The organism is Streptomyces sp. SP18BB07, from assembly GCF_036322545.1.
Taxonomy (GTDB): domain Bacteria; phylum Actinomycetota; class Actinomycetes; order Streptomycetales; family Streptomycetaceae; genus Streptomyces; species Streptomyces deccanensis.
Genome location: NZ_JAQYWT010000251.1, coordinates 1 through 25558 on the forward strand (window position 1 = coordinate 1; position 25558 = coordinate 25558).

Annotated in this window: 20 protein-coding genes and 2 pseudogenes; 4 read left to right on the forward strand and 18 right to left on the reverse strand. The window is 71.9% G+C overall.

Features of this window, described 5'->3' with window-relative positions:
- From PUR53_RS09980 to PUR53_RS10055, 16 genes and pseudogenes are all read right to left on the reverse strand, one after another.
- A pseudogene (locus PUR53_RS09980) lies at positions 1–173 on the reverse strand (sulfate adenylyltransferase subunit CysD); the annotation flags it as partial.
- A complete protein-coding gene (gene cysC / locus PUR53_RS09985; protein WP_329908037.1) occupies positions 170–793 on the reverse strand; it encodes an adenylyl-sulfate kinase in 624 nt (207 codons plus the stop codon). The gene cysC and the pseudogene PUR53_RS09980, both read right to left, overlap by 4 nt.
- A complete protein-coding gene (locus PUR53_RS09990) occupies positions 790–1545 on the reverse strand; it encodes a phosphoadenylyl-sulfate reductase (protein ID WP_329894967.1) in 756 nt (251 codons plus the stop codon). Before PUR53_RS09990 ends, cysC begins: the two co-directional genes overlap by 4 nt.
- On the reverse strand, positions 1542–1721 hold the full coding sequence (locus PUR53_RS09995; RefSeq protein WP_329894968.1) for a hypothetical protein: 180 nt from the start codon (positions 1719–1721) through the stop codon (positions 1542–1544). Before PUR53_RS09995 ends, PUR53_RS09990 begins: the two co-directional genes overlap by 4 nt.
- Positions 1718–3409, reverse strand: coding sequence for a nitrite/sulfite reductase (locus PUR53_RS10000; protein WP_329908039.1), 1692 nt, complete (start codon positions 3407–3409; stop codon positions 1718–1720). The genes PUR53_RS09995 and PUR53_RS10000 overlap by 4 nt, the downstream gene beginning before the upstream one ends.
- 170 nt (positions 3410–3579) lie before the next feature.
- Positions 3580–3663 carry a putative leader peptide gene (locus tag PUR53_RS10005; protein ID WP_309474722.1) on the reverse strand — a complete coding sequence of 28 codons (84 nt, stop codon included), beginning with the start codon at positions 3661–3663 and terminating at the stop codon, positions 3580–3582.
- A gap of 92 nt (positions 3664–3755) precedes the next feature.
- Complete coding sequence (locus PUR53_RS10010) at positions 3756–4337, reverse strand: GNAT family N-acetyltransferase (RefSeq protein WP_329908040.1); 582 nt, start codon at positions 4335–4337, stop codon at positions 3756–3758.
- Between the two features lie 58 nt (positions 4338–4395).
- Positions 4396–5832: a hypothetical protein gene (locus tag PUR53_RS10015; protein ID WP_329908042.1), complete on the reverse strand. Its 1437-nt coding sequence runs from the start codon at positions 5830–5832 to the stop codon at positions 4396–4398.
- A 191-nt stretch (positions 5833–6023) separates the two neighbouring features.
- Complete coding sequence (locus PUR53_RS10020) at positions 6024–7376, reverse strand: helix-turn-helix domain-containing protein (RefSeq protein ID WP_329908057.1); 1353 nt, start codon at positions 7374–7376, stop codon at positions 6024–6026.
- A gap of 375 nt (positions 7377–7751) precedes the next feature.
- A complete protein-coding gene (locus PUR53_RS10025) occupies positions 7752–9395 on the reverse strand; it encodes an acyl-CoA dehydrogenase family protein (RefSeq protein ID WP_329908043.1) in 1644 nt (547 codons plus the stop codon).
- Between the two features lie 18 nt (positions 9396–9413).
- Positions 9414–11104, reverse strand: a pseudogene (locus tag PUR53_RS10030) (IS200/IS605 family accessory protein TnpB-related protein).
- Between the two features lie 275 nt (positions 11105–11379).
- Positions 11380–12390: a 2,3-diaminopropionate biosynthesis protein SbnA gene (gene sbnA, locus PUR53_RS10035; RefSeq protein ID WP_329908044.1), complete on the reverse strand. Its 1011-nt coding sequence runs from the start codon at positions 12388–12390 to the stop codon at positions 11380–11382.
- Positions 12391–12436: 46 nt separating this feature from the next.
- A complete protein-coding gene (gene sbnB, locus PUR53_RS10040) occupies positions 12437–13480 on the reverse strand; it encodes a 2,3-diaminopropionate biosynthesis protein SbnB (protein ID WP_329894974.1) in 1044 nt (347 codons plus the stop codon).
- Entirely contained in the window at positions 13477–14586 is a 1110-nt protein-coding gene (locus PUR53_RS10045; RefSeq protein ID WP_329894975.1) for a TauD/TfdA family dioxygenase, read from the reverse strand. Before PUR53_RS10045 ends, sbnB begins: the two co-directional genes overlap by 4 nt.
- Entirely contained in the window at positions 14583–17078 is a 2496-nt protein-coding gene (locus PUR53_RS10050; protein WP_329908046.1) for a non-ribosomal peptide synthetase, read from the reverse strand. Before PUR53_RS10050 ends, PUR53_RS10045 begins: the two co-directional genes overlap by 4 nt.
- Before the next feature lie 14 nt (positions 17079–17092).
- Positions 17093–19603 (reverse strand): Pls/PosA family non-ribosomal peptide synthetase, encoded by a 2511-nt coding sequence (locus tag PUR53_RS10055; protein WP_329908048.1) that lies wholly within the window; start codon positions 19601–19603, stop codon positions 17093–17095.
- 568 nt (positions 19604–20171) lie between these two features.
- Here PUR53_RS10055 and PUR53_RS10060 point away from each other — a divergent pair.
- Complete coding sequence (locus PUR53_RS10060; protein WP_329894978.1) at positions 20172–21296, forward strand: YihY/virulence factor BrkB family protein; 1125 nt, start codon at positions 20172–20174, stop codon at positions 21294–21296.
- Positions 21297–21497: 201 nt separating this feature from the next.
- Here PUR53_RS10060 and PUR53_RS10065 read toward each other — a convergent pair whose 3' ends face one another.
- Positions 21498–22358 (reverse strand): NmrA family NAD(P)-binding protein, encoded by an 861-nt coding sequence (locus PUR53_RS10065; protein WP_329908049.1) that lies wholly within the window; start codon positions 22356–22358, stop codon positions 21498–21500.
- Positions 22359–22439: 81 nt separating this feature from the next.
- Between PUR53_RS10065 and PUR53_RS10070 the strand changes: the two genes are divergently transcribed.
- Together PUR53_RS10070 and PUR53_RS10075 are read left to right on the forward strand one after the other, a co-directional pair.
- Positions 22440–23378, forward strand: coding sequence for an AraC family transcriptional regulator (locus PUR53_RS10070; protein ID WP_329908051.1), 939 nt, complete (start codon positions 22440–22442; stop codon positions 23376–23378).
- Between the two features lie 150 nt (positions 23379–23528).
- Positions 23529–24218 (forward strand): helix-turn-helix domain-containing protein, encoded by a 690-nt coding sequence (locus PUR53_RS10075; protein ID WP_329908052.1) that lies wholly within the window; start codon positions 23529–23531, stop codon positions 24216–24218.
- Between the two features lie 3 nt (positions 24219–24221).
- Here the strand turns inward: PUR53_RS10075 and PUR53_RS10080 are convergent, their stop codons facing one another.
- Entirely contained in the window at positions 24222–24629 is a 408-nt protein-coding gene (locus PUR53_RS10080; protein WP_329908053.1) for a VOC family protein, read from the reverse strand.
- A gap of 173 nt (positions 24630–24802) precedes the next feature.
- Here PUR53_RS10080 and PUR53_RS10085 point away from each other — a divergent pair, with 173 nt between their 5' ends.
- On the forward strand, positions 24803–25456 hold the full coding sequence (locus tag PUR53_RS10085) for a hypothetical protein (RefSeq protein ID WP_329894987.1): 654 nt from the start codon (positions 24803–24805) through the stop codon (positions 25454–25456).
- Positions 25457–25558: the final 102 nt, after the last annotated feature.

Here is a 25558-nt window from a genome sequence, read left to right on the forward strand (position 1 = left end):
AGGTGCAGCATGACGATGGAGTCCTTGCCGCCGGAGAAGAGGATCACCGGCCGTTCGAACTCGCCCGCGACCTCGCGGAAGATGTGGACCGCCTCGGACTCCAGCGCGTCCAGGTGCGACAGGGTGTACGGGGTGCCGGTCTCCCCGGAGACGGAGGCGACGGTCGTCGTCATGCCAGACCCCTCTCGGTGAGCAGCTGGTGCACCAGCGCCGCGGACTCCTGGACCGTCTGGTCCTGCGACTCGATCCGCAGGTCCGGGGTCTCGGGGGCCTCGTAGGGGTCGTCGACCCCGGTCAGCCCGGAGATCTCACCGGCCGCCTGCTTGGCGTACAGACCCTTCACATCGCGTACGGAGCACACCTCGACCGGCGTCGCCACGTGCACCTCGACATACGCGGCACCGCTCGCCGCGTGCCGCTTGCGGACCGCCTCGCGGCTGTCGGCGTACGGCGCGATGACCGGTACGAGCGCCTTGACGCCGTTGCGGGCGAGCAGGTCGGCGAGGAAGCCGATGCGCTGCACGTTGGTGTGCCGGTCGGCGCGGCTGAAGCCGAGGTCCGCGGTGAGGAACTCGCGGATCTCGTCGCCGTCGAGGACCTCCACGAGGTGGCCCTCCTCGCGCAGGCGACCCGCGAGTTCGTAGGCGATGGTGGTCTTGCCGGCACTCGGCAGACCCGTGAGCCAGACGGTGGCTCCGGTGGCTCCGGTCGTCACTTGGTTCTCCTGGTTCGTCGCGGGAGCACGGCCCGTCCCGGGGCCGGTGTTCCCGACGGTCTCGGCTGTCTCGGTCACAGGTGCAGCCCGCACTCGGTCTTGGCGTTGCCCGCCCAGCGGCCCGCCCGCGCGTCCTCGCCGGGGGCGACCCGGCGGGTGCAGGGGGCGCAGCCCACGGAGGTGTAGCCGTCCATGAGCAGGGGGTTGGTGAGCACGCCGTGCTCGGCCACGTACGCGTCCACGTCGTCCTGAGTCCAGCGGGCGATCGGGGAGATCTTGACCTTGCCGCGCTTCTCGTCCCAGCCGACGACCGGGGTGTTCGCCCGGGACTCGGACTCGTCGCGGCGCAGGCCGGTCGCCCAGGCGTCGAAGCGGGTCAGACCCTCTTCGAGGGGCTTGACCTTCCGCAGGAAGCAGCACTGGTCGGGGTCGCGGTCGTGCAGCTTGGGGCCGTACTCGGCGTCCTGCTCGGCGACCGTCTGCCGCGGGGTGATCGTGATGACGTTGACGTCCATCACGGCCTCGACGGCGTCCCGGGTGCCGATGGTCTCCGGGAAGTGGTAGCCGGTGTCCAGGAACACGACGTCGACGCCGGGCCTGGCCCGGGAGGCGAGGTGCGCGACGACCGCGTCCTCCATGGAGGAGGTCACGCAGAAGCGCTTGCCGAAGGTGTCCACGGCCCACTGGAGGATCTCCAGGGCCGGGGCGTCCTCCAGATCGCGGCCGGCCTGCTCGGCGAGCGCCTTGAGCTCGGCGCGCTTCGCCGCGTCCGGGTCGGCCGCGTCCGTGGAGGACGCGGATGTATCGGAATCCGCCTGAACGGCGTTCATATGTGATCCCCTCCGCTGTCGGCTCGTTGCAGCCCCCGGGACAACAGCCCGAGGAACTTCAACTGGAAGGCTCGATTGCAGGCCCCGCATTCCCACGCGCCGTGACCTTCTTCGCTCGGGCGCAGGTCCTCGTCACCGCAGTAGGGGCAGTAGAAGGGCGCGGCACGCTCGCTCACGACAGCGCCTCCTCGGAAGCGCGCGTGACCCACGCGGCGAAGCGCTCGCCGTCCTCGCGCTCCTCCTGGAAGCGCTTGAGCACGCGCTCGACGTAGTCGGGAAGCTCGTCGGCGGTGACCTTCAGGCCACGCACCTTGCGGCCGAAGCCGGCCTCCAGGCCGAGCGCGCCGCCCAGGTGCACCTGGTAGCCCTCGACCTGCTCGCCCTGGTCGTTGAGCATGAGCTGGCCCTTGAGACCGATGTCCGCCACCTGGATACGCGCACAGGCGTTCGGGCAGCCGTTGATGTTGATGGTGATCGGCTCGTCGAACTCCGGGATCCGGCGCTCCAGTTCGTCGATCAGCAGGGAGCCGCGCGCCTTCGTCTCGACGATGGCGAGCTTGCAGTACTCGATGCCGGTGCAGGCCATCGTGCCGCGCCGGAACGGCGACGGGTTGACGGTGAGATCGAGTGCTTCCAGGCCCGCGACGAGCGAGTCGACCTGCTCCTCGGTGACGTCGAGCACGATCATCTTCTGCTCGACCGTGGTGCGGACCCGGCCGGAGCCGTGCGCCTCGGCGAGGTCGGCGATCTTCGTCAGCGTGGTGCCGTCCACCCGACCGACGCGCGGGGCGAACCCGACGTAGTACCGGCCGTCGTTCTGCTGGTGGACACCCACGTGGTCGCGCCAGCGGGCCACCGGCTGGTCGGGCGCGGGGCCGTCGACCAGCTTGCGCTTGAGGTACTCGTCCTCCAGGACCTGGCGGAACTTCTCCGTACCCCAGTCGGCGAGCAGGAACTTCAGGCGGGCGCGGGTGCGCAGCCGCCGGTAGCCGTAGTCACGGAAGATCGAGATGACGCCCTCGTAGACGTCGGCGACCTCGTCCAGCGGCACCCAGGCGCCGAGCCGCTGCCCGATCTTGGGGTTGGTGGACAGACCGCCGCCGACCCAGAGGTCGAAGCCGGGGCCGTGCTCGGGGTGGCGGACACCGACGAAGGCGATGTCGTTGATCTCGTGCGCCACGTCGAGCAGCGGTGAGCCGGAGATCGCGGACTTGAACTTGCGGGGCAGGTTCGAGAAGGCGGGGTTGCCGATGATGCGCCGGCTGATCTCCGCCATCGCGGGCGTGCCGTCGATGATCTCGTCGGCGGCGATCCCGGCGACGGGTGAGCCGATGATCACACGGGGGGTGTCACCGCAGGCCTCGGTGGTGGACAGGCCGACGGCCTCCAGCCGCTCCCAGATCTCGGGCACGTCCTCGACGCGGATCCAGTGGTACTGGACGTTCTGCCGGTCGGTGATGTCGGCCGTGCCCCGCGCGAACTCCTGCGAGATCTCGCCGATCACCCGCAGCTGCTGGGTGGTGAGCCGACCGCCGTCGATCCGCACCCGCAGCATGAAGTACTTGTCGTCCAGCTCCTCCGGCTCCAGGATCGCGGTCTTGCCGCCGTCGATCCCGGGCTTGCGCTGGGTGTAGAGGCCCCACCAGCGCATACGGCCGCGCAGGTCGTTGGGGTCGATGGAGTCGAAGCCGCGCTTCGAATAGATCGTCTCAATGCGTGTCCGCACATTGAGACCGTCATCGTCCTTCTTGAACTGCTCGTTGCCGTTCAGCGGGGTGAAGTGCCCCGCGGCCCACTGGCCCTCACCACGGTGACGGCTCACCTTGCGGCGGGGCGTGGCGGGGTTCTGCGGGGTGGCGGCCATGGTGTGTATGTCCTTCGGGAAAGGCGTGGAAGCGGCTCTGACCCGCGCTTGCGCGCGCATGCGGGCACACGCGGGCAGCGTGTGCGACGCCTGCGCGTCCTTGCGCGGGCTGAAACAGAGGGAGGGTGCGGCGCTGTCGCCCGGGGTCGTCCAACCCCTCGGGGTCGGGCTCAGCTCACCGGACAGATGGCGCTGGACATGCGGCCGAGGTCGACGTGCCGCCGACTCACCAAGGCAATTCCAGTTCCAGACATGACGGAAGCGTGGCACGCCTCTTTAGACCGAGTCCACCGTCATCCACATTCCGGACAAGGATGTCTCGCATCGCGAGACAATGTGATGTGGGTCATGGTGTGGACGGGGCCGCGCCGGGCCAGGGCCCCGGCGCCGTCGCGTCGGGCTCCTCCGTCACCTTCGTGTCGAACAGGGCGAAACCCCGCCGCAGATAGTTCGCCATGGCGTGCTCGCCGTCCCGGGAGCAGGTGTGCAGCCAGACCCGCTTGGTCGGCGGCAGCTCCGGCCACCGTTCGGCGAGGTCCCAGGCGCGGGCGGTCCCGTACGACAGCAGGTGCCCGCCGATGCGCCGCCCACGGAAGCCCGGGATCAGCCCGAAGTAGACGATCTCCACGACTCCGCCGTCCTGCGGCTCCAGCTCCACGTAACCGGCGGGCGTGCCCCGGTCGTAGGCGACCCAGGTCTCCACGCCCGGCCGCTCCAGGTGCTCCCGCCACCGCTCGTACGACCACGACAGCCGGTCGATCCACAGGACGTCCCCGCCGACCGAGGCGTACAGGAAGCGGCTGAACTCGGGGGAGGGGACCTCGGCGCGCACGATACGCACGCCGTCGCCCTCGGGCGCCGCGGCGGGAAGCAGATCGCTCGGCGAGGTCTGCTCCAGGGACCAGGTGGTGACGGTGCTGCTGCTCATGGGCCCAGGGAATCACGCGCCCCGGCCCGCCTCCAAGAGAGGGCCGGGTTCGCGGGAGCTAGTCGAGCGTGTCCTCGATGTCCGACAGTTTCACCGCGTACAGCACCCGTTCCGGGATGGGGTCGGTGAGGGTCCAGACCTCGTCGGTTTCCGGTGAGTAGGAGAGGGAGGAGGTGTGTCGTCCCCAGCAGGCGTAGGACTGTAGGTCCGACTTCTCGGCGGACTTCCCCGCCGGGCACTTCGTGGCCTCGGCGCCGGCCTCGTCCTGGCGCCAGAGCGTGCCGTGGCTCTCGCGCTCCTCGGCGGTCCGGTCGACGTACCAGGAGCCCCGGTGGGCGAGGACGCCCCCGATACCGGAGGCATCGGTCTCGTACGCCTCGGTGGCGACGGCGGTGTGGCCGCGTCCCGTGGTGGTGAGCAGGCCGGTGCGGTCGCCGGTGATGTCGAGGGCGTACCGCCAGACGCGGGCGGGCCGCTCGCCGCCCGGCCGGGACCGCTCGCTCGCGACCACGGTGGGCGGGGTCGACGTCCGGTCGAGGGAGAGCGAGCCGAGGCAGGGCACCCCGTCGCCGTCCCGCACGTCACAGCCGCCGCCCTTCGACGGGGTGTAGGAGGCGACCGCCGGCAGCGCGTACCGGTAGTGGTGGGCCGACCAGCCGTCGCCGGACCTGCCGATCGCCTCGCTGCCGGTCACGTCGGCGCGGAGGAAGCGGGCCAGGTCGAACACGTACAGGGAGTCGTCCTGCCCGCCCCGGCTCCGCGGGCCCCGGGCGGTGACGATCAGCTTGTCCTCGTACCAGGCCATGCCGCCGAGCCGGGCGCGCAGCCCCTCGAAGCCCCGCTCGCCGGCCGTCGGCACGACCAGCAGAACCCAGCGGTACCTGAGGTTCGACGGATCACTGGCGTCGACGAACGCGACCCTGGCTAGCCCCTGGTCGTCGGCGCCGTCGCCGCCCGCACCGTCAGCGTGGGTGCCGTTCGCGCGGGTGCCGCCGTCGGACGTGGTGCCGACCGCGGGTGAGCCGCTCCCGGCGCCGCTGTGCGTCCAACCGGACGCGATCACCTGGTTGTTCCGGGACGTGGTGACCGAGCGGGGGACCCACCGGTCGTCGACCGCGTCACCGGGCTCCCAGCAGTACGCCCGCGAGGCGGCCGGCTCGACGGGCAGATTGTCCTTCTCCGTGCTGAAGCAGTCGGCCTCGGCGCGCATCGCGTGGTTCGCGCTGCCCAGCACCTCGTCGAGACCGACCCCGCCGCCCATCTCGTCGGTGAGCGTGCGCAGCCCCGCCCCGTCGGCCAGGGTCTCCCGGAGCTGCAGAGCGCGCAGCTCGCCGGCCGAGGTGAGCGAGGAGAGGGCGCCCGGCGTCTCGCCGCCCGCCGCCTGCGACGTGCTGATCAGGGTGGCCGCCGCCGTGAGCGCCAGCGCGGTCCCCGCCAGGGACGCGCGCAGCGCACGCCCCCTTCTGCGTCGTCGGTGCCTACCGCGGTGCTTCATGAAACCTCCCGGGGACGGCCAACTGCCTACCGAGAACAAGATCTTGACGGAGAGGCAGGTGGGGCGGCCTGGCAGCGATGCTACGTCAGTGGGACACGTGTCACGCCGAGGTCCCGGGAAATACAGGGAGATCCCTCACCCCGACACCATGATCCGCTCACCGGTACGGGGGTTGGGAGTTCGGCGGGGGATCACAGGTTCGGCCCGGCCCGCTCGTGCCCCGCACGCCCGTCCGCCCCGAGGAGGCGACCCGGCGCACCACCTGGCGCACCACCCGGCACCCCACTCCGCGCCCGCACCACCCCCGGCGCCACCGAGTGCGGCAACAGGTCCAACGGGCTCTCGGGCAACAGGACTTCGACGTCGGCGCGCTCGGTGAAACGGTACGGCCGATGGTCGAGGAAGGGACCGAGATAGCGGCGCACCCGGGACATCTCGGCGCGGATCGTGACGGTGCGCGCGGGGTCGCCGAACATGTCGTCGGCGAGCGCGGAGGCGCTGCGCCCGTCCCTGTGCAGGGCCAGCAGGTACAGGAGTTCGGCGTGGCGGGGGGTGAGCTCATGGGTCCAGGAGCCCGCGCAGCCGGCGACGGTGACGGTCCAGCCGCGCGGGTGGGACACGTCGAGGGTGATGTGCGTGGCGGCCGTGGCGGACGCCGGCTCCGCCACCGGCCGTATCAGCCAGCCGGCGGGCAGCGGTTCGACGGTGCACGGGCCGAGCGCGGGCAGCCGACAGCGGCCGGGGGAGAGGGACTTGGGCAGGGCGATCCGGCTGGTGTACGGCATGCCGGTGACCGCGGCCGTCCAGCCGTCCCGGTCGACGGCGATCGCGCGGCCGCCGATCCGGGCCAGCACCGGGGCCGCCACCGCCCGTAGCTGTTCGAGCGAGATGAGGTGCAGCTCCCGCAGGTGCGCCTGGGCGAGCTTGGCGACCGAGTCGACGAGCGCGAGGGTGGAGGGGTGCAGGGTCTCCAGGGGGCCGCTGATGTCGACCGCGCCGAGGAGCCGGCCGTCGCGCGGGTCGACGATGGGGGCGCCGGTGCAGGTCCACGGGTGCAGGGCGCGCACGAAGTGCTCGGCGGAGAACACCTGGACGGCCTGCCGGGAGACCAGGGGCGTGCCGACCCCGTTCGTGCCGACGACCTCCTCGCGCCAGTCCGAGCCGATCCCCAGCCCCTGCCCGTCCGCCTTGCGGAGGACGGCCGTACTGCCCTCGCGCCACAGCACCCGGGCGTCCGCGTCCGCGACCATCATGATGTGCTGCGTGGTGTCCGCCAGGGAGAGCAGGCCCTCGCGGAGCACCGGCAGGACATGGCGCAGCCGCGAGGTCCGACGCCGCCGCTCGACCTCGTCCCGGCCGAGGAGGTCGGACCGGAAGTCGTGGTCGGGGTCGACGCCGCCGCGCACCATCCGGCCCCAGGACTCCCGGATCGCGGGGCGCGGCGCGGGTTTCGAGGGCCGTCCGTCGAGGGTGGAGGCGCGCACCTCGCCGAGGACCCGGGCCGCCCGGGCGGCGTCCGTGGCGGTCAGCCGTGTGACTTCCATCGGCGAGTGCGGCACACGTTCCTCCCGGCAGGCCGGTCCGCTCCCCGGCCCCTGGTGGCCGTGGAAGTCCGGATCCGCGCGACGGCGTTGACCGCGGGTCTCCCAGTGTGCCGTTCTTCGGCCACGGAGGGGCGTCCTCCGGCCACAGAACGCGGACGAGTTGCAACCCCCTGCAACCCTGGCGGACCGTCCCGTGCTCCTTGAAACTTGTTCAACGTCGCCCGCTGCGGCGTCTGCGCTCCGCTCCAAGGGGCCACAGAAGCGGGGGTGGTGCCGTGTCGGCGCAGCACCACCCCCGCGTCGGACGGCCCGGTCGCACCACCCGAAAGAGCGGGCGCCCGCCGCGCGGAGGGATGTCCCCCGTACGGCTGCGGCTCAGCCCTCCGGACGTGCCCGTTCCACCACCGACGCCAGGTCCAGGGTGTGCGGCAGTGTGCCGAAGGCCGTGCCCCAGTCGCCGCCGAGCCGGGAGGCGCAGAAGGCGTTGGCGACCGCCGGGGGCGCGAACCGCGTGAGCAGCGCGCCCTGGAGGACGAGCGCCAGCCGTTCCACGAGCCGGCGCGCGCGGGCCTCGACGCCGTCCAGATCCGCGAGTTCGGTCAGCAGGCCCTTGATCGCGCCGTCGAGCCGGTGGTCCGCGCCTCGCGCCCGGCCCACCTCCCGCAAGTACGCGTCCAGGGCCCGCGGTTCGCGCTGCAGCGCGCGCAGCACATCGAGCGCCTGTACGTTCCCGGCGCCCTCCCAGATGGAGTTGAGCGGAGACTCGCGCAGCAGGCGCGGCATGCCGGACTCCTCGACATAGCCGTTCCCGCCCAGGCACTCGGAGGCCTCCACCACGAGCGGGGCGCAGCGCTTGGTGACCCAGTACTTGGCGACCGGCACCGCGAGCCGCAAAAACGAGCGTTCGTTCTCGTCGCCCGCCTCGGCCGCGTCGTACGCCGCCGCCAGCCGCATCGCCAGCGTCGTCGCCGCTTCCGACTCCAGCGCCAGATCGGCCAGCACGTTCCGCATCAGCGGCTTGTCGACCAGCCGCCCGCCGAACGCCTCCCGATAAGCGCAGTGATGCACCGCCTGCGCGACCGCCTGCCGCATCAACGAGGCCGCGCCCAGCGCGCAGTCCAGCCGGGTGGCCGCCACCATCCCGATGATCGTGCGCACCCCCGCCCCCTCGTCCCCGACCCGGCGCGCCCACGTCCCGTCGAACTCGACCTCGGCGGAGGCGTTGGACCGGTTGCCCAGCTTCTCCTTCAGCCGCTGGATGCGGAACACGTTCCGCGAGCCGTCCGCCAGTATCCGGGGCACCAGGAAACACGTCAGCCCGCCCGGAGCCTGCGCCAGCACCAGGAACCCGTCCGACATCGGCGCCGAGCAGAACCACTTGTGGCCCGTCAGCTCGTACGTTCCCTCCTCGGCCAGCGGCCGCGCCGCGCTGGTGTTGGCGCGTACGTCGCTGCCGCCCTGCTTCTCGGTCATGCCCATCCCGAAGAGGGCGCCGGCCTTCTGGTCGGCGGGCCGCATGTCCCAGTCGTAGAGCTGCGACGTCAGCCGGGGCTCCCACTCGGCGGCGAGCGCCGGGTCCGTCCGCAGGGCGGGCACCGCCGCGTGGGTCATGGACAGCGGGCAGCCGTTGCCGGCCTCGACCTGGGTCCACACCACGAACGCCGCCGCGCGTCGCACATGACCGCCGGGCCGGGTCCAGGCCGCCGTCAGCCCCGCCGAGACGCCCTTGCCGAGCAGCCGGTGCCAGGACGGATGGAACTCGACCTCGTCCACCCGGTTCCCGTACCGGTCGTACGCCCGCAGCTTCGGCGGGTTCTCGTTCGCGAGCCGCCCCCACTCCTGCACCTGCGCGGAGCCCGCCGTGCGGCCGAACCCCGTCAGCTCGTCCCGCGCCTCCTCCAGGACCTCCGGCGCCAGATGCCGTTCGACCGCCTCCGACAGGACGGCGTCGGCGCCGAAGACGTCGTAGTCCACCAGGGGCGGAGCCTGATTGGTCACTTCGTGGGTACTCGATGCCATATCCGGAACCTACCGTTCCTAAAGACTGAGCGGGAGTGAGTCCTGTTGCCAGGTCTCATGCTCGGCCGAACGCCCCGGACGGTGTTGGGCGTTCTGGTTGCCCGCGTTCGCTCCGCGTCCGGGCGGCACGGATCGTGTCCGTGGTCCGGGGATGCGGGGGCGGCCCGCGGCCGGAGGCCGCAGATGAGCAACGTCTCACGCCCAGGGGCACCTGGTCCGGCCTGGACGGTCCGATGCCCCACCGCATCGCTCCGGTGCTGTGGGGGCGGTGTCGTCCGTCGCCGGATCGGGTGTCCCTGGGCGCGCCTTCCGATCGCCACGGCGGCAGCCTCGTGGCGAGTCGTCTTACGGGTGGTGCTGCTGAGGGGCTGCTGCCAGTGCTGAGCGCCCCACCGGCTGGTGTAGGCAGGGTCGACGGCGATGACCGCGATCCCCGCGGCGTCGGCCATCGAGGCCACCCGGGCGCGGAGTTTTCCGGTGGGCATGCCGGAGATCAGCTGCCGGAAGCGTTTCCTGCGGCCGTGTTTCTCGCGGGTCTTCTCGGTGGCGAAGTCCAGGTCCTCGACCGCGATCGCCTTGACACCGCAGGTCTTCGCCCAGTGCAGGAGGCGGGTGAGGGCGTGGCGGACCTGCGCGTCACGGTGTACGGCGGTGCCGGTCAGGTCGTAGGAGAAGCGGCGCGGGCTGCCGGTCGGGTTGCCGTGGGTGTCGAGGCGCCAGGCGGCCAGGTGATCGGCGTTCATGTCAACGCCGATCACGCCGTGGGCGAGCGCTGCCTCGATCGGGAGGGCCGGGGCGGGCGGGGTCTGCCAGGACGCGGTCAGATACCAGCGGTCCCGGCCGGTGTCGTAGTGGATGCGGTAGGCGATCGCCCGGTCGGCTACGACGCGGTCCGCCCAGTCACCGCCCCGATGCGCGAAGGCGACCTGGCCGGTGAGGACGTACCGTCCGTGCGGGGCGTTCGCCAGATGCTCGAGCGGCGTGGGCAGTTTGATGCTCACCTCGCCGTCGGGGCTGACGCGGATGGTCTCGTTGCCGTGGCGCTTGCCGGACTCGCCGTCGGCCTGGCAGAACCAGCGCTCCGCCTCCCATCGCCCATGCCACACGGACTCCGTGAGCCCAGCAGCGTCCAGGTGGTGGCGGGTGCGGGCCAGAGGCTTGCCTCCGCGCACGACGTGCACGATCCCGGCCTCCCGGTCGGCCCGCGCGGAGGCAAGCCGGTCCTGAAGCACCCGCAGGCGCCGGGACTTCGCGTGCCACTCCCGCCGCGAACGGTAACCCCCGGGCGCGTTCTTCGTCCCCTTCTGCCCGACCGGCAACGCCAGCCGAGCCTCGATGGTACGGATCCCCGCTTCCAGGCTCTGCAGGTGCGCCGACTGGCAGCGGCGGGCCAGCGCCCACTGGTCATGCGTGGCCTTGGTGACACTGCCCGCCCACCGCGACGACGACAGCGGCGTCAGCTCCCGCTTACGGACCGCCCACGCCTCAGCGGAGTGCGCCAGGCCGTCCCGGCAGCGCGCCTTCAGATCCCGCGAAGCCAGCGACCCCAGATGCCCGCCCACCAGACGCAGCACCTTCTCATCGCCCGGCGTCAGCTGCTTGAGCCGGGTCCGGACGGCCACACCGGCCGGACCGGACACGACGAATGGCGCCTCGATGCTCCGCCGCTCACCCACCCCGCCACCCCTGCCCGACGATCCCGTTGCCATGGAAACGAGCATCCATCACAAGGGTCACGTATTCGATGAGGGAACGTCAGTTCCCTGCTGAAACTGACCCCGCGACCGAGGCACGCGACACGACGAAGACCAGCAGCACTCACTCCCGCTCACCCAGCGTTCGTGAACGCACTCCAGCGGCAGCAGTTCCAACCCCTCGGTATCGCGTCGTCACGGTGACGCTCGCCGGTCTTCGGGGGCAGGGGGGCGGGGGCAGGTGTCCGGCGCCGGAGCGGAGCGTCCGGCGCCGGATCGTGCGGTGTGGCTCAGACGGGTGTCGCGAGCTCGCCCGTTCCCAGGTCGCCCGTGCCGAACTCCTCCTCCGGGTCGAGCACGGGCTCCCCGTACTGCTCCAGCGGCCAGCCCGGCCGGTAGATGGTGTCGAGGTAGCGTTCGCCGAGGTCCGGGGAGATCGCCACAGCCGTGGTGTCCGGCGAGCCGTTGCGGCCCAGCCACTCGGCGGCGCCGCTGACGACCGTGCCCGTGGAGCCCCCGAAGAGGAAGCCCCGTCGGGCCATGCGGTGACAGGCCCGTACGGTGTCGATCTCCTCCACCCGGACGACGTCGTCGACGTAGGACACGTCGAGGAGTGCCGGGGGCACGCTGGTGCCGAGCCCCGGGATCATCCGGCGGCCCGGCGCCCCGCCGAACGCCACCGACCCGACGCTGTCCACGGCGACGATCCGCACCCGGCGCCGCCGCTCCCAGAACCACTGGGCGCAGCCCATCAGCGTCCCCGAGGTGCCGACGCCCACGAACAGCACGTCCAGCCGCGGGAACTGCCGGGCGATCGCGGGCGCGGTGGTGCGGTAGTGCGCCTGCCAGTTCGCCTCGTTGGTGTACTGGTCCAGCCACACGTACCGCGGGTCGGTGGCGCACAGCGCGCGGACGTACGAGATCCGCGCGCCCAGGAAACCGCCGTGCGGGTCCGGCTCGGAGATGACGTGCACCCGGCTGCCCAGCGCCTCGATCACGCGCCGGGTCTGCGGATTGCACCGGGAATCGGTCACGCACAGAAACCGGTAGCCTCGGCTCGCCGCGATCATGCTCAGCGCGACGCCCAGATTGCCGGACGACGACTCCACGAGCGTCGAGCCCGGCCTGAGACGCCCCTCCCGTTCGGCGGCCCGCACCATCTCGGACGCGGCCTTGAGCTTGATCGAGCCGGCGAAGTTGAACCCCTCGCACTTCAGGAAGAGCTTGTGTCCGGCGATCTGACGCAGATCGACGTACAGCTCCTCCTCGTTGAAGTCCGTGGGAACGGATATGACTGGCACCGCTGCCCCCCTGGTCGTGCACTGTCGTACTCGCTGCGCCCGGCGGTCAGCCGTGGCGGCGCAGCTCGTGGAAGAAGTCGTCCACGACCCGTAGTCCGCCGGAGCGGGCCACTTCCTCGTGGACATGAGCGCCGACCGCGAGGTCCAGGACCCCGAGGCCGAACGGCGAGAAGACCACCGGACGGTCCGCCGGCACGGTCGCCCGGCCGGTGAGGACGTCATGGAGCGTTCCGTCGAGGAAGTCCCGTGCGCCGGTGAGTTGTTCGGTCAGGTGCGGTGACGTGTTCGCCTTGAGGCAGTGCTCGACGTCGTCGACGAAGTTCGCCGACGCGAGCAGCACCTCGGGCGCGAGATCGCGCAACGACACGTGCAGCACCAGCGGGTGGTGGGCGAACCACTTGGGCTCGTGGATGTGCGGCTCGCCCGCGATCGTCGCGAAGACCACCAGGTCGCTCGCCCGGATCACGTCCTCGGCGCTGTCGTACACGGTCACCCGCCCGCCCGCCTCCGACCGCTCCAGGTACCCCCGGAACCCGGTCGCGCTGTCCGCGGACAGGTCGTGCACCCCCACCTCCTCGAACACGAAACCGGTCGCCACCAGGAAGGTGTGGATGTAGCGGGCGATCAGGCCCGTCCCGAGGAAGCCGACCCGCGTCGGACGCGGCGCCCCCCGGCGCGCGTCGCTCAGCCGGTCGGCCGCCAGCGCCGCCGACGCGGCGGTCCGGGTGGCGCTGATGATGGACGCCTCCAGACACGCGAACGGGTACCCGGTGGCGTGGTCGTTGAGGATCAGCACGGCGGAGGCGCGCGGCAGCCCGCTCGCCGTGTTCTCCGGGAAACTGGAGACCCACTTCAAGCCGTCCACCTGGTATTTCCCGCCCAGTGAGGCGGGCAGCGCGATGATCCGCGAGGACGGACGGTCGGGGAAGCGGAGGAAGTACGACGGCGGGTTGACCGTGTCGCCGGTATCCCCGTTCCCGTGCAACAGGTAGGCGGACTCGACCAGTTCGACGATCTCCCGTTCCCGGCCCCGCAGGGCCTGCCGTACCTGGGCGCCGGAGATCACGGCGAAACCCGGAACCTCGGTCATCGGAAGCTCACCTCGTCCTTCCCGTCGGAGACATGCGTGTCGCGGACCTTCGTGTGGCGGCCCGGTGCGTCGTGGCCGGTCTGCCGTACCGGGTCCGCCAGACCCACCAGCACCTCGCGCGGCCCCTCGTAGGGCTCCCGGCTGTGGGCGCAGCGGATGTTGTCGACGAGCAGCAGGTCGCCCGGTCGCCACGGGGTGCGGACGGTGTGCGTCTCGTAGACCTCGTTCAGGGCCGCGACGACATCGGCGCCGATCGGATCACCGTCGCCGTAACGGGTGTTGAAGGGCAGCCCGTCGGCCCCGTACAGGTCCACGAGGTAGTCGCGGACCTCGGGGTCCATGGTCCATTCGTTGAGGAACGCGATCTGGTTGAACCAGCAGCGTCGGCCGGTCACCGGATGCCGGAGCACGGCGGCCCGCCGCTGCCGGGTGTGCAGCGACCCGTCGGGCCGCCAGTCGAACTCGATGGAGTGCGCCCGGCAGTACGCCTCGACGACCGTCCGGTCGGCGGTGCCGAACGCCTCGGCGACCGACGCGCCGATCTCGTCGTTGTACGACCGGGTGAGCAGCCAGCCCTCCCGCTCGAACCGCTCCGTCAACTCGGGCGGCAGCGCCGCGAGTACGGCCTCGGCGTCCGCGACCCCGGTCGCCCCTCCCCGCTCGGCGGCCTCCAGACAGGCGAAGAGCAGCAGGCCGGGGAAGTCCAGCGAGTAGCTCGACTCGTGGTGCATGCACATCGGCTGGTTGGGCGGCCAGGCCGTCGAGGAGTGCACGCCGTCGGCGTACGTCCGGCGCGGCGCGAAGGCCTCCTGCTCGCTCGTCAGTGTGTCGGCCACCTCGTGGAAGACCGCGCCGACCTCGGCCGAGTCCCGCAGTCCGAGCCCGCGCACGAGCAGCGAGCCGTGCTCGGCCACGGCGGCCCGCAGGGCGCCGCGGTGTCCGGCCGCCCAGTGGGCGACGGGTTCGGCGGGGGAGACGGTCACGAGCGGCGGCTTGTCGGTCGACAGTTCGATGTCCGGCAGGGTGAGGACGGCCGGGGGAGGCGTGGGCGCCGTGTCCCTGCGGCCGCGGCGTGCTCCGCCGCGTCGACGGCTCAGAAAGCTCACGACGACCTCCCCACGGTCCCGGCGGCCGTGCGCGGAGTCCCGGCGTCGGTCGCCGCCCCGGCCCTCGTGTCGATCAGCCCGGCCAGGTCGGCCAGGGTCGGATGCGCGGTCACGTCCTTGGGGGACACCGCCCGGTCGAGGGCGATCGCCAGCTTCACCGCCGACAGCGAGGTGCCGCCCCGGTCGAAGAAGTGGTCGTGCCGGCCGATCCGGTCCCGCGCCACCCCGAGCACCTCGGCCCAGACGGCGGCCAGCCGCTCCTCGGTCGGGGTCGCCGGCGGTTCGCCCGACTCGCCGCGCAGCGCGTCGAGTTCCTCGGCCAGCGCGGTCAGCGTCCGCCGGTCGATCTTGCCGTTGGCGGTCAGCGGCAGGCTCTCCCGCCAGTGGAACACCGACGGCACCATGTACGCCGGCAGCGACTCCGCCAGCCGGTCCCGCAGCTCCTCGCCCGCGAGCGGCCGGCCCGAGTGGAAGGCCGCCAGGCGCGCGCCCCTGACGACCACCACCGCGCCGTCCCGCACGCCCGCCACCTTGAGCAGAGCGTTCTCCACCTCACCGATCTCGATGCGGAACCCCCGCACCTTGACCTGGGTGTCCCGGCGGCCCAGGAACTCCAGCTTCCCGTCGGGCCGCCAGCGCCCCTGGTCCCCGCTGCGGTAGAGCCGCTCACCGGGCCGGTACGGGTCGGTGGTGAACGCCCGCGCGGTGCGCTCGGGGTCGTTGACGTACCCGCGCCCCACGCACACCCCGGAGAAGACGATCTCCCCCGGCGCGCCCAGCGGCACCGGGCAGAGGTGCTCGTCGACGACGTACACCCGGACGTTCCGGACGGGACGGCCCAGGGGCACCCGGTCCCCCTCCGGGGCGCGGTCCATCACCTCGTGGTTGGTGTCGTCCGAGGTCTCGGTCAGCCCGTAGGCGTTGACCAGCGGTATCCCCGGCTCGGTGGCGAACCAGCGCTCCGCCAGCTCCTTCTTCAGCGCCTCCCCGGTGACCGATACCCGGCGCAGGTCGGGCAGTTCACGGGGGTGCTGATCCAGATGGGCGAGGACCGCTTCGAGGTACGACGGCACCACCTGGACCACGTTGGCCCGGCCGTCGGCGATCCGGTCGACGAACCGCTCGACGTCCAGGATCGCCTCCTGCTCCACGAGCAGTGTCCGCCCGCCGGCCAGGGGCGCGGCCAGCAGCTGCCACAGGGAGATGTCGAAGCACTGGGGCGCGGTCTGCGCGACCACGTCCCCCTCGCCTATTCCGAGGTCGTCGAGCTTGGCGTGGAGGTGGTTGACCATCCCGGCGTGCTCGCACATCGCGCCCTTGGGCTCGCCCGTGGAACCGGACGTGAAGTAGATGTACGCCAGCCGGTCCGGTGCGATCTCCATGCCGAGGTCGGAGTCCGGATGGGCCTCGTCGTAGGCGTCCTCGACGAGCAGCCGCTGCACGCCGGGCAGGCCCGCCAGGGCCCGGTCCAGCGTGCCCGTGCTGCCCCGCTCGGTGAGCACCAGCTCGCAGCCGGCGCGGGCGAGGGTGGTGGCGACGCGCTCGGCGGGGAAGTGCGGCTCGACGGGGAGATAGGCGCCGCCGGCCTTGAACACCGCGAGGACGGCCGCCATCCAGTCCAGGTTGCGTTCGGTCACCACGGCGACGACGCCCTCGTGGCCGAGGCCCCGGACGAGCAGGGCCCGACTGAGCTGGTTGGCGCGGGAGTTCAGCTCGCGGTAGGTCCAGCGCCGGTCGCCGTGCACGGCGGCGACCGCGTCCGGGTGCGCCACCACCCGCTGCTCGAACAGCTCGTGCACCCGGCGGTCCGGCAGTTCGCGGTGCGGCCCGGCCAACCCGTCGAGCTGGTGGCGCAGTTCGGCGTCCGTCACCAGGCTTCCGCGCCCGCGTTCGGCGTCCGGTTCGGTGGCGAGCAGGGTGAGCGCGGTGACGTGGTACCCGGCGACGCGGGCCGCGGCGTCCTCGTCGAGCACGTCCGTGCGGTACCGCAGCCGGAGCGCCGGGCCGTCGTCCCGGTGCACCAGCCCGACCCGCAGGACCACGTCCTCGTCGAGGTCGCCGTCACCGCCGCCGGTGTCGAGCACGGTTTCGAACGGCGCCTCGTGCAGGCCGAGTTCGTGCCGCAGGGCGGCCACGGGGAACCCGGCGTGCGTGAGCAGCTCGGCGGTGGCCCGGCGGGTGTGCTCCAGCAGGGCGCGCCAGGTGCCGCCGGGTGCGGCGGTGAGCCGGCAGGGCAGCAGTCGGCCGTCCTCCAGCCAGCCGGTGGTGATCTCGGCCTCGCCCGACAGCGCGGCGAGCACACCGGCGTGCGCGGCGAGCAGTGCGGACGTGCCGTCCGCCCCGGTCAACAGTCCGTCCGCCAGCGGCACTTCGTAGGCGGCGACCCCTTTCGTCGGGGCGGTGCTCCACCGCGGTATCGCGGTCCGCCCCCCGGCGGTGAGCACCTCGTGCCAGTACGTCCGGGCAGCGTCGCCCGGCTCCAACGGTTCCATGTTCTTCCCCCGATTCACCGTGTTCCGGTGGTCTCCGTCGCCGGGTTCCCGCCCCAGCGCGCGTGCGGCGGCACCTCCTCGCCCTTCATCAGGAAGGAGTCGGGCGCCAGCACGGCCCCCTCGCCCAGCGTCACGCCGTAGTGGACGAACGCCTGGACCTCCAGCGTGCTGCCGGTGCCGATCGTGACGTGGTCGGACTTGTAGGTGCCGTCCTCCTGCGAATGTGCCTGGATCTTGCTGCCGGCGGCGAGCGTGCAGTCGTCCCCGACGGCTGTCAGCGTCCGCTCGGTGATGTACGCCCCGTCGTCGAAGACCCGGCGCCCGATCCGGACCCCGAGCAGCCGCCAGACGAGGTTCTTGTACGGGGTGCCGTTGAGAACCTGCAGATGCGTGTCGGGCAGCTTCCACAGCCGCTCCTGCCGCCAGAAGACGGGGTCGTAGATGGAGCACAGCCGGGGCCGCAGGGGCCGGAAGCCGGTCAGCGTCCGTTCCACCAGCGCGTAGTAGAGGGCGTTGAAGACCAGAGCCGCCAGGGGCAGCGCGGCGAGTGCGAGGGGTGCCGCCGGGCCGTTCCCGTGGCCGTACAGGTCGAAGGCGGCGAAGCCGAGGACGGTGAGCGCGAAGGTGTGCAGCCAGCGCAGGAACAGGAACAGTGCCATCGAGCGCAGGTTGAAGCGGTTCTTCGCGGCGAGCCGGCGGTGCAGTTCCGCACCCTCGCGCAGATGGTCGAAGCGGCTGTCGCGCTCGACCGAGCGGGGTATCTCGAAGGGCGGCGAGCCGAGCAGCCCGACACCTTCGCGGATCTCGCCGTCGAGGGGCACCAGCACCTTGGTGGCCAGCAGACAGTTCTCGCCGGTCCGGCCGCCGACCGGGTAGGCGATGGCGTTGCCCAGGAAGTTGTGGCCGCCGATCGCCGTCCGGGAGAGCCGGAAGGACGTGCCGGAGTAGTCCGCGTTCATGACCGACAGGCCGTCGGCGACCATCGTGCCGCTGCCGACCGTCACCAGGTACGGCGTCTCGTGCTGCACCTCGGTGCCGAAGTTGGACCCGGTCTGCTCGACGCGCGAGAGGTCGTATCCGAGGGCCTTGAGGCAGGGGGCGATGTACGAGCTGTCGCCGCACAGCCAGGTGAAGAACTTGAGGTTGGTCAGGCGGGCGATCGCGCGGTGCACCGAGTAGTGGAACCCGTACAGGGGATAGACGCGGTCGGGCTTCACCAGCGGGCGCAGCAGTCGCGGGACGACGAACACCAGGACCGCTCCGACGAGGATCGAGCCCGTGAACAGCGCGAGCGACAGGGCCGCCGCCTCGACGTAGAAGCGTGCCGAGGTGGTGTGCCGCGACGTCGGGTCGAGCAGGGTGTCGAGTTCGGGCGCGGCGGTGAGCAGCAGATAGGCGCCGCCGACGGTCAGCGGCACGTACAGCAGCAGGGTCTGGAGCAGGGCGGCGAGCCCGTATCCGGCCCGGCGCAGCGTGCCGCGGGGGAGCGGGGGGACCCGGATGTGGTCGACGTCCGTGGGGCGGGCCGGTGAGCCGTGCCAGCTCGCTCGGGGCGGGACGGACTGGCCGGCGTGCAGCGCGGAGGAGTGGCCGAGCTGGGAGCCGTCGCCCAGCGCGGTGTCGATGTCGAGGACGGTGTGCTCGCCGACGAAGGCGTCCCGGCCGAGGGTGACGGGGCCGGTGCGGATGCGCCCGGCGCGCGCCCGGTAGCAGAGGAAGGAGGAGTCCTTGCGGACGACCGTGCCCGCGCCGATGGTCAGCAGGTCGGTGCAGACCGGGACGGTGCGGCTGAGGATGGTGACGCCCGGTCCGATGCGGGCGCCGAGGGCCCGCAGATACAGCACGTACAGCGGGTTGCCGACGAACAGGACCATCGGGCTGGTGCGCAGCAGTGCCTTGACCAGCCAGAACCGCAGGTACGCCGGGCCCCATACGGGGAACTCCCGCGGCTTCCACCGCCCGACCAGCAGCCACTTGGCGGCGACCGGCAGGGTGCACAGGGCGAGGAAGGCGAGTGCGCCGAAGACGGCCGACCGCAGATAGATCCCGAGCGTCCCGGAGGCGTCCGCCACCCACTCGTACCCCTGTACGTATCCGGAGGTGGCGAGCAGGCAGTATCCGGCGAAGAGGAGCAACTGCGCCACGCCGCACAGGACATAGCGGAACGTGCTGCCCGGGGGCACGGTCTCGGCCGGCTCGGGCGGGGTGGCGGGTGGTGCCGGTGCCTCGGTCAACGCGATGGCGAGGCTGCGGATCGTCGGATGGCCGTAGACGTCCCGGATGGACACCGACGGCAGATCGGGGTGCTTCCTGACGCGGGCACAGAAATGCGCCATCGTCAGTGAGTTGGCACCGAGGTCGTCGAAGAAATGGCTTTCTGCGGGCACGTGTTCGACGTGTGCGACGCCGGCCAGAACTTCGGCGAGGAGTCGCTCGACGGCGGTGTACGATTCCGCCGCGTCCGGCTCGGCCCCCTGGACCTCGCCCGGTATTTCCACCACGGGTCGTGGCGCTGGCAATGTCATTGAATTTCTCCGCGACAGGTATTGCGATGGAAGGCGCCCGGGGGTGAACGGGACGGCGCGCGGAATGACAGAAAGAGGGGGGAGGGTTGTGGGACGGAAAGCGGTGACGTATGTGGCGGAATTGATCAGGCCTGGTCGGAGCCTGGGCTGATTCCCCGGTGTGCGCTGGGCCGGCATCTGGTCCAGAGAGGCGCAGCGGAATGCAATCCGGATTCTTTCGGTACCTTCGTGAACAGGTCAAGGGAGGTCGGGTGATTGACGCTTTCCCGCCCCTTTTCCGATCTCGTCCGACCTGTCGGACCCGAGTCCGTACGGTACTTCAACGGGGAACTTTCCGGAAGGTCGGTACAAACACGCTCGCGCGTTCCGCTTTCGACCCCTCAATGATTCGGCCAGCACGTTCATGACAGAAAAGGCGATTCGGAATCACCTTTGGTTTCTCCTGGGTTTCCCTTCCATTGCTGCCCCGTGACGCGACCGGAGGGAACCGTGCGCCGCACGCGGACCCTGTCGCGGCAGGCGGCACCGGGAGGTGAGGGCGGCACGCGCAGGCGGATACCTTTAGGGCGTGCAGCCAGCAAGTCAGTCACCCCCACCGTCCGAGAGCCCTCACGGGCGTCTCCACCGTGCCCGCGCCCTCTACCGGGACGTCTCCAAGCGCAGGACCGCCTGGCTGCTCCTGAAGGACACCGTCAACTCCTGCATCGAGTACCGCATCCTGGGCCTCGCCGCCGAGGCGGCGTTCTTCACGCTGCTCTCCGTGCCGCCGCTGCTGCTCAGCATGATCGGTCTGCTCGGCTACGTCGACGACTGGACCGGCGCCGACACCATCGCCAGCCTGGAGCTCAACCTGCTGGAGGCGTCGCGCACCATCCTGTCCGAGAAGGGCGTCGCGCAGATCGCGCAGCCCATCCTGGACGACGTGATGAAGGGCGGTCGCCCTGACGTCATCTCCATAGGCTTCCTGTTCGCCCTGTGGTCCGGCTCCCGCGCGGTGAACGTCTTCATCGACACCATCACCGTCATGTACGGCCTCGACGGGGTCCGTGGCATCGTCAAGACCCGCCTCATGGCGTTCCTGCTGTTCATCGTCGCCCTGCTGATCGGCTCGATCGCCCTGCCGCTGATGGTGGCCGGCCCCGACGCCGTCGTCCGGATCGTCCCCTGGTCCGCGACCGTCGTGCAGGTCCTCTACTGGCCCGTCGTCATCGTCCTGTCCATCGTCTTCCTCACGACGCTCTACCACGTGTCCGTGCCGGTCCGTTCGCCCTGGGTCGAGGACGTCCCCGGCGCCCTGGTCGCCCTCGGCATGTGGGTGCTCGGCAGCTTCCTGCTCCGCATCTACCTGACGAACACGGTCGAGGGCGCGACGATCTACGGCTCCCTGGCGGCCGCCGTCGCCGTCCTCCTCTGGATCGGTGTGGGCGCCTTCGCCGTCCTCGTCGGCGCCGCCGTCAACGCCGCGATCGACCGCGTCTGGCCCGCCGCCGCCACGGCCGCCGCCCGCGCCGCCAACGAGCGCCTCCGCGAGGAGCAGGCCGCCGAGTACGTGGCCCGCGCCGCCGCCGCCCGCTCCCACGACCCGGAGGACCCCGACATGCCCTCCGAGTTCCCGGAACGCTGGTCCCGCTTCCTGCCCCCGGAGGACGTGACGTCGAGGCTGCGGTCTCCGGCGAAGAAGGGGGAGGAGTAAGCAGCAGACAGGTGAGCGGTGCGTCGTCAGGTGCCGGCTGGCCGTGAGCTTTTGAGGCGGCAAGTGAGCGGCGCGTTGTCAGTGCCGGGGGGCAGGGGTCTTCAGGGGCGCGGGGAACTGCGCGAGCAACCACGCACGGCCCGCAGCCCGCGAAGCACCCGCACCCCCACGGCGCTCACACTCCCCGCCCCGCGCCCGCGCTCACGCCTTCCAGACCCCCACCCCCGCCGCCTCCCGGACGAACTCGCCGAAGTCGCGCGCCTCACGGCCCAACACCGCCCGCACCCCGTCGGAGACGCTCGCGTTGCGGCCGTCCAGCAGGCCCTCGAACGCCTCCACCAGTGACGCCACCTCCTCCGCAGGCACCCCGAACCCCAGCAACTGATCCCCGTAGTCCCGCGCCGACACCGGCACATAGGCCAACGCCCTGCCCATGACTGCCGAGATCTCCGCCACCGCCTCCCGGAAGCTCAACAGCCGCGCCCCCGTGACCTCCACGGTCCGCCCCACGTACGCGTCGCCCGACGTCAGCGCCGCGACCACCACGTCCGCGATGTCCCGCACATCGACGAACGGTTCCTGGACCTCACCACCGGGAAACACCAGTTCCCCCTGCCGCAACCCCTCCACCAGCGGCCCCTCGCTGAAGTTCTGCATGAACCACGCCGCCCGCACGATCGTCCACTCCGCCCCCGACGCCCGCACGGCCTGCTCGGCGGGAGCCGCCAGATCCTGCCCGCGCGCCGACAGCAGCACGAGTCGCCGTACGCCCTGCGCGACCGCCTCCCGGGCGACCCCGCCGATCGCCGGGGCGGCCCCCGGCGCCCCGATGTCCGACGGGTACACCAGGTACGCCGCGTCCGCCCCGCGCAGCGCCGGCGCCCAGGTGGACCCGTCCAGCCAGTCGAACCCGCTCGCGCGGGACGCCGCCCGCACCGTGAGGCCGGCGGCCCGCGCCGCCTCCGCGACCCGGCTGCCCGTACGCCCCGAGGCCCCCGTCACCACCACCGTCATGTCCTGAGTACGTGCTGTGTTCTCCGTGTTCTCCGTGTTCTCCGTCATGCCTCCAGTGAAGGGCCCCGCGCTCCCGCACCCCATCGCCGAACGGCTCATTCCCATAAGCGCGCGTCTACGCTGACGGACATGGACGCACTCACCGGCCTGCTGGAGGGCCCGCGAGCCCGTGGCGCCTTCATGATCCGTGCGTGCTTCGACCCTCCCTGGTCCGTACGCGTGGAGGACCGCGCACCGCTCACGGTCATGCTCATGGTCCGGGGCGACGCCTGGATCGTCCCCGACGAGGGCGGCGGGGAGCGGGTACGGCTGCGCGCCGGCGACCTCGCCATCGCACGCGGCCCCGACCCCTACACCTGCGCCGACGACCCCACGACCCCGCCCCAGGCCGTGATCCTGCCGGGCGCCGAGTGCAGCTACCCCGACGGCCGCCCCCTCAACGGCTCGATGGACCTCGGCGTCCGCTCCTGGGGCGACCGGCTCGACGGCTCGGCGGTGGTGCTGATCGGCACGTACCTCTGGCAGGGCGAGGTCGGCGGACGCCTCCTCGACGCGCTGCCACCACTGCTCACCCTGACCTCCGAGGAGTGGCCGTGTCCCCTCACGCCCGTTCTCATGGAGGAGATCGTGCGCGACGAGCCCGGTCAGGAACTCGTCCTCGACCGGCTCCTCGACCTGCTGGTCATCGCCGCGCTGCGGGCGTGGTTCGCCCGGCCGGACGCGGCGCCCCCGAAGTGGTACGCCGCGATGTCCGATCCGGTGGTGGGGCGGGTGCTGCGGCTGGTGCAGGACGACCCCGCGCATCCCTGGACGGTGACCTCGCTGGCCGCGAAGGCGGGGGTCTCCCGGGCGGCGCTGGCCCGCCGGTTCAGCGAACTGGTGGGGGAGCCGCCGATGACGTACCTCACGGGGTGGCGGCTCGCGCTGGCCGCGGACCGGTTGCGCGACAGCGAGGACACGCTGGAGGCGATCGCCCGGCGGGTGGGGTACGGGAGCGCGTTCGCGTTGTCGAGCGCGTTCAAGAGGGTGTACGGGGTGAGTCCGCAGGAGCATCGGCGGGCTGGGTAGGTGGGGAGGGCGGGAGCGCGGGAGTGCCGTGGGGCGCCGTGGGGGCGGGGGCGTCTGCGGTCTGCGGGTGGGTCGTGGTTGCTCGCGCACTTCCCCGCGCCCCTGGAGGGCGCGGTGGTGTCCGGTGGCCCCGGGCGTAGCCTTCTTCTTGTGTATGCCGAAAAGCCGTCTCGGCTGGGTGGGGCCGTGGTGTGGACCAACAGTCCGAGCGGGCCGCCGGGTGCGGGGCGGGTCCTACCCGACGGGTGCATGGACCTGTTGTGGAACGACGGGCGGCTGCTGGTCGCCGGGCCGGACACGACGGCGTACGTCATCGAAGGGCGGGCCGGCAGTTGGGCGGGGCTCCGGTTCTTCCCCGGTCAGGCGCCCGACTTCCTGGGGGTCCCCGCGCACGAGTTGCGGGACCGGCGGGTGGAGCTGGCCGAGCTGTGGGCGCCGGCCGTTGTGCGGCGGTTCACCGCCCGGGTGAACGCGGCGGACGATCCGGCGAGCGGACTCGAAGAGGTGGTCCTGGAGCGGGCGGCCGAGGTGCGGCGGCCCGACCCGGTGCTGCGGCAGGTCGTCGACGCCCTCGGCGCGGGCCGGCCCGTCGCGGCGACCGCCGACGAACTCGGGCTCGGCGCCCGGCAGTTGCATCGGCGGTCGCTTGCCGCGTTCGGGTACGGGCCGAAGACGCTGGCCCGCGTACTGCGGCTGCAGCGGGCGCTCGCGCTCGCCCGGGACGGCGTGCCCTTCGCCGAGACGGCGGCCCGGACCGGCTACGCCGACCAGGCGCATCTCGCCCGTGACGTACGGGAGTTGGCGGGACTGCCGCTCGGCGAGCTGCTCGGTGGGCGGTAGCGATCAGCCCTCGGCGGGCGACGGCAGGGGTGGTGCGAAGAGGTCGACGCCGTTGCCGTCGGGGTCGAGGACCACGGCGTAGCGCTGGCCCCACTCCGCGTCCCAGGGCTTGAGTTCACCGTCGTATCCGGCGTCGATCAACTCGTCGTACACCGCGTCGACTTCGGCCGGACTGTCGCACAGCAGGGCCAGCCCGGCGCCGCCGCCCGTCCCCCGGCGGTACTCCGGATGGAACGAGCGGACGGTCTCCTCGGTGTCGAGCAGCAGCCGTAGCCCGCCCGGCAGTCGGGCCTCGGCGTGCGGGAGATTCTCGGCGCCCTCGGGGAAGGCGAAACCGAGCCTGCGGTAGAAGGTGACGGAGGCGGCCATGTCCGAGGCCACCATTCCGATCGCGTCGAGTCGTGGAGTCATGCGGCCACCGTAGGACGACCGGCGACGACCGGTCTTGAAGGAATCGGACACCGGCGTCTCGCACACCGCCGGCTCGGACATCGGCGTCTCGGGCATCTGGGTAAGCGCTCTCACGGAACGGACTCTTTGGCTCACCTGTGGAACATCTGTGCGGCAGGATGGACGGCATGTCCATGCTCCGTACCGCGCGTGTACTGCTGCCCCTGGCGTTGCTGCCGTTGCTGCTCACCGCCTGCGGGACCGAGAAGGTCGTGGTCGCGGACCGGGAGCCGCCGCCACCGCCCCCCAACCGGGCCGAGCTGCACGCCCGTGCCGAGGCGCTGGGCCTCGCGCCGGGGCTCGTCTATGTCACCGAGTCCCCCGGGTTCACGCTGGCCCGGCAGTCGGTCGGCGTGTACGGGGCCGACGGGTTCTCCGCCGCCTACTGGTCCCGCAGGAACAGCGCACAGCTCCTGCTCCTCGTCGACCGGGGCACGATGACCGCCGGGAGCTGCGCCGAGGAGCCGGTGGGCCAGGGCACGGGCGAGGCGGTCAGCTGCGAGCGCGACGGGGACGCCTGGTACCGCACCTCGGCGGGACAGCACGAGTACGTGGTTCCGGAGAACGGTCACCTCGTCCGGATCAGCGCCGCCGAGGGCGCCGTCGACCGCGACGCCCTGCGGGCCGCCGCCCTCGCCGCCCACCGCCCCACCGACGCCGAACTGGCCTTCCTCCTCCCGCGCCGCCACCGCGACAAGACCCCGCCCCACGGTATGCCGGTCGAACGCGGTGACCTGCCCCCGGCCGGCGACGGAGCCCCACGCAACGAGGTGGGCGCCTCGGGCTGAGCCCCACGCCGGAACGGGAACGGCCGGAAGGGGCTCGGCGCGGCGTGGTGGCTCAGCGTGGTACGCCGGCGATTACTGGCGAACGTGGTCATGCGAACCTGC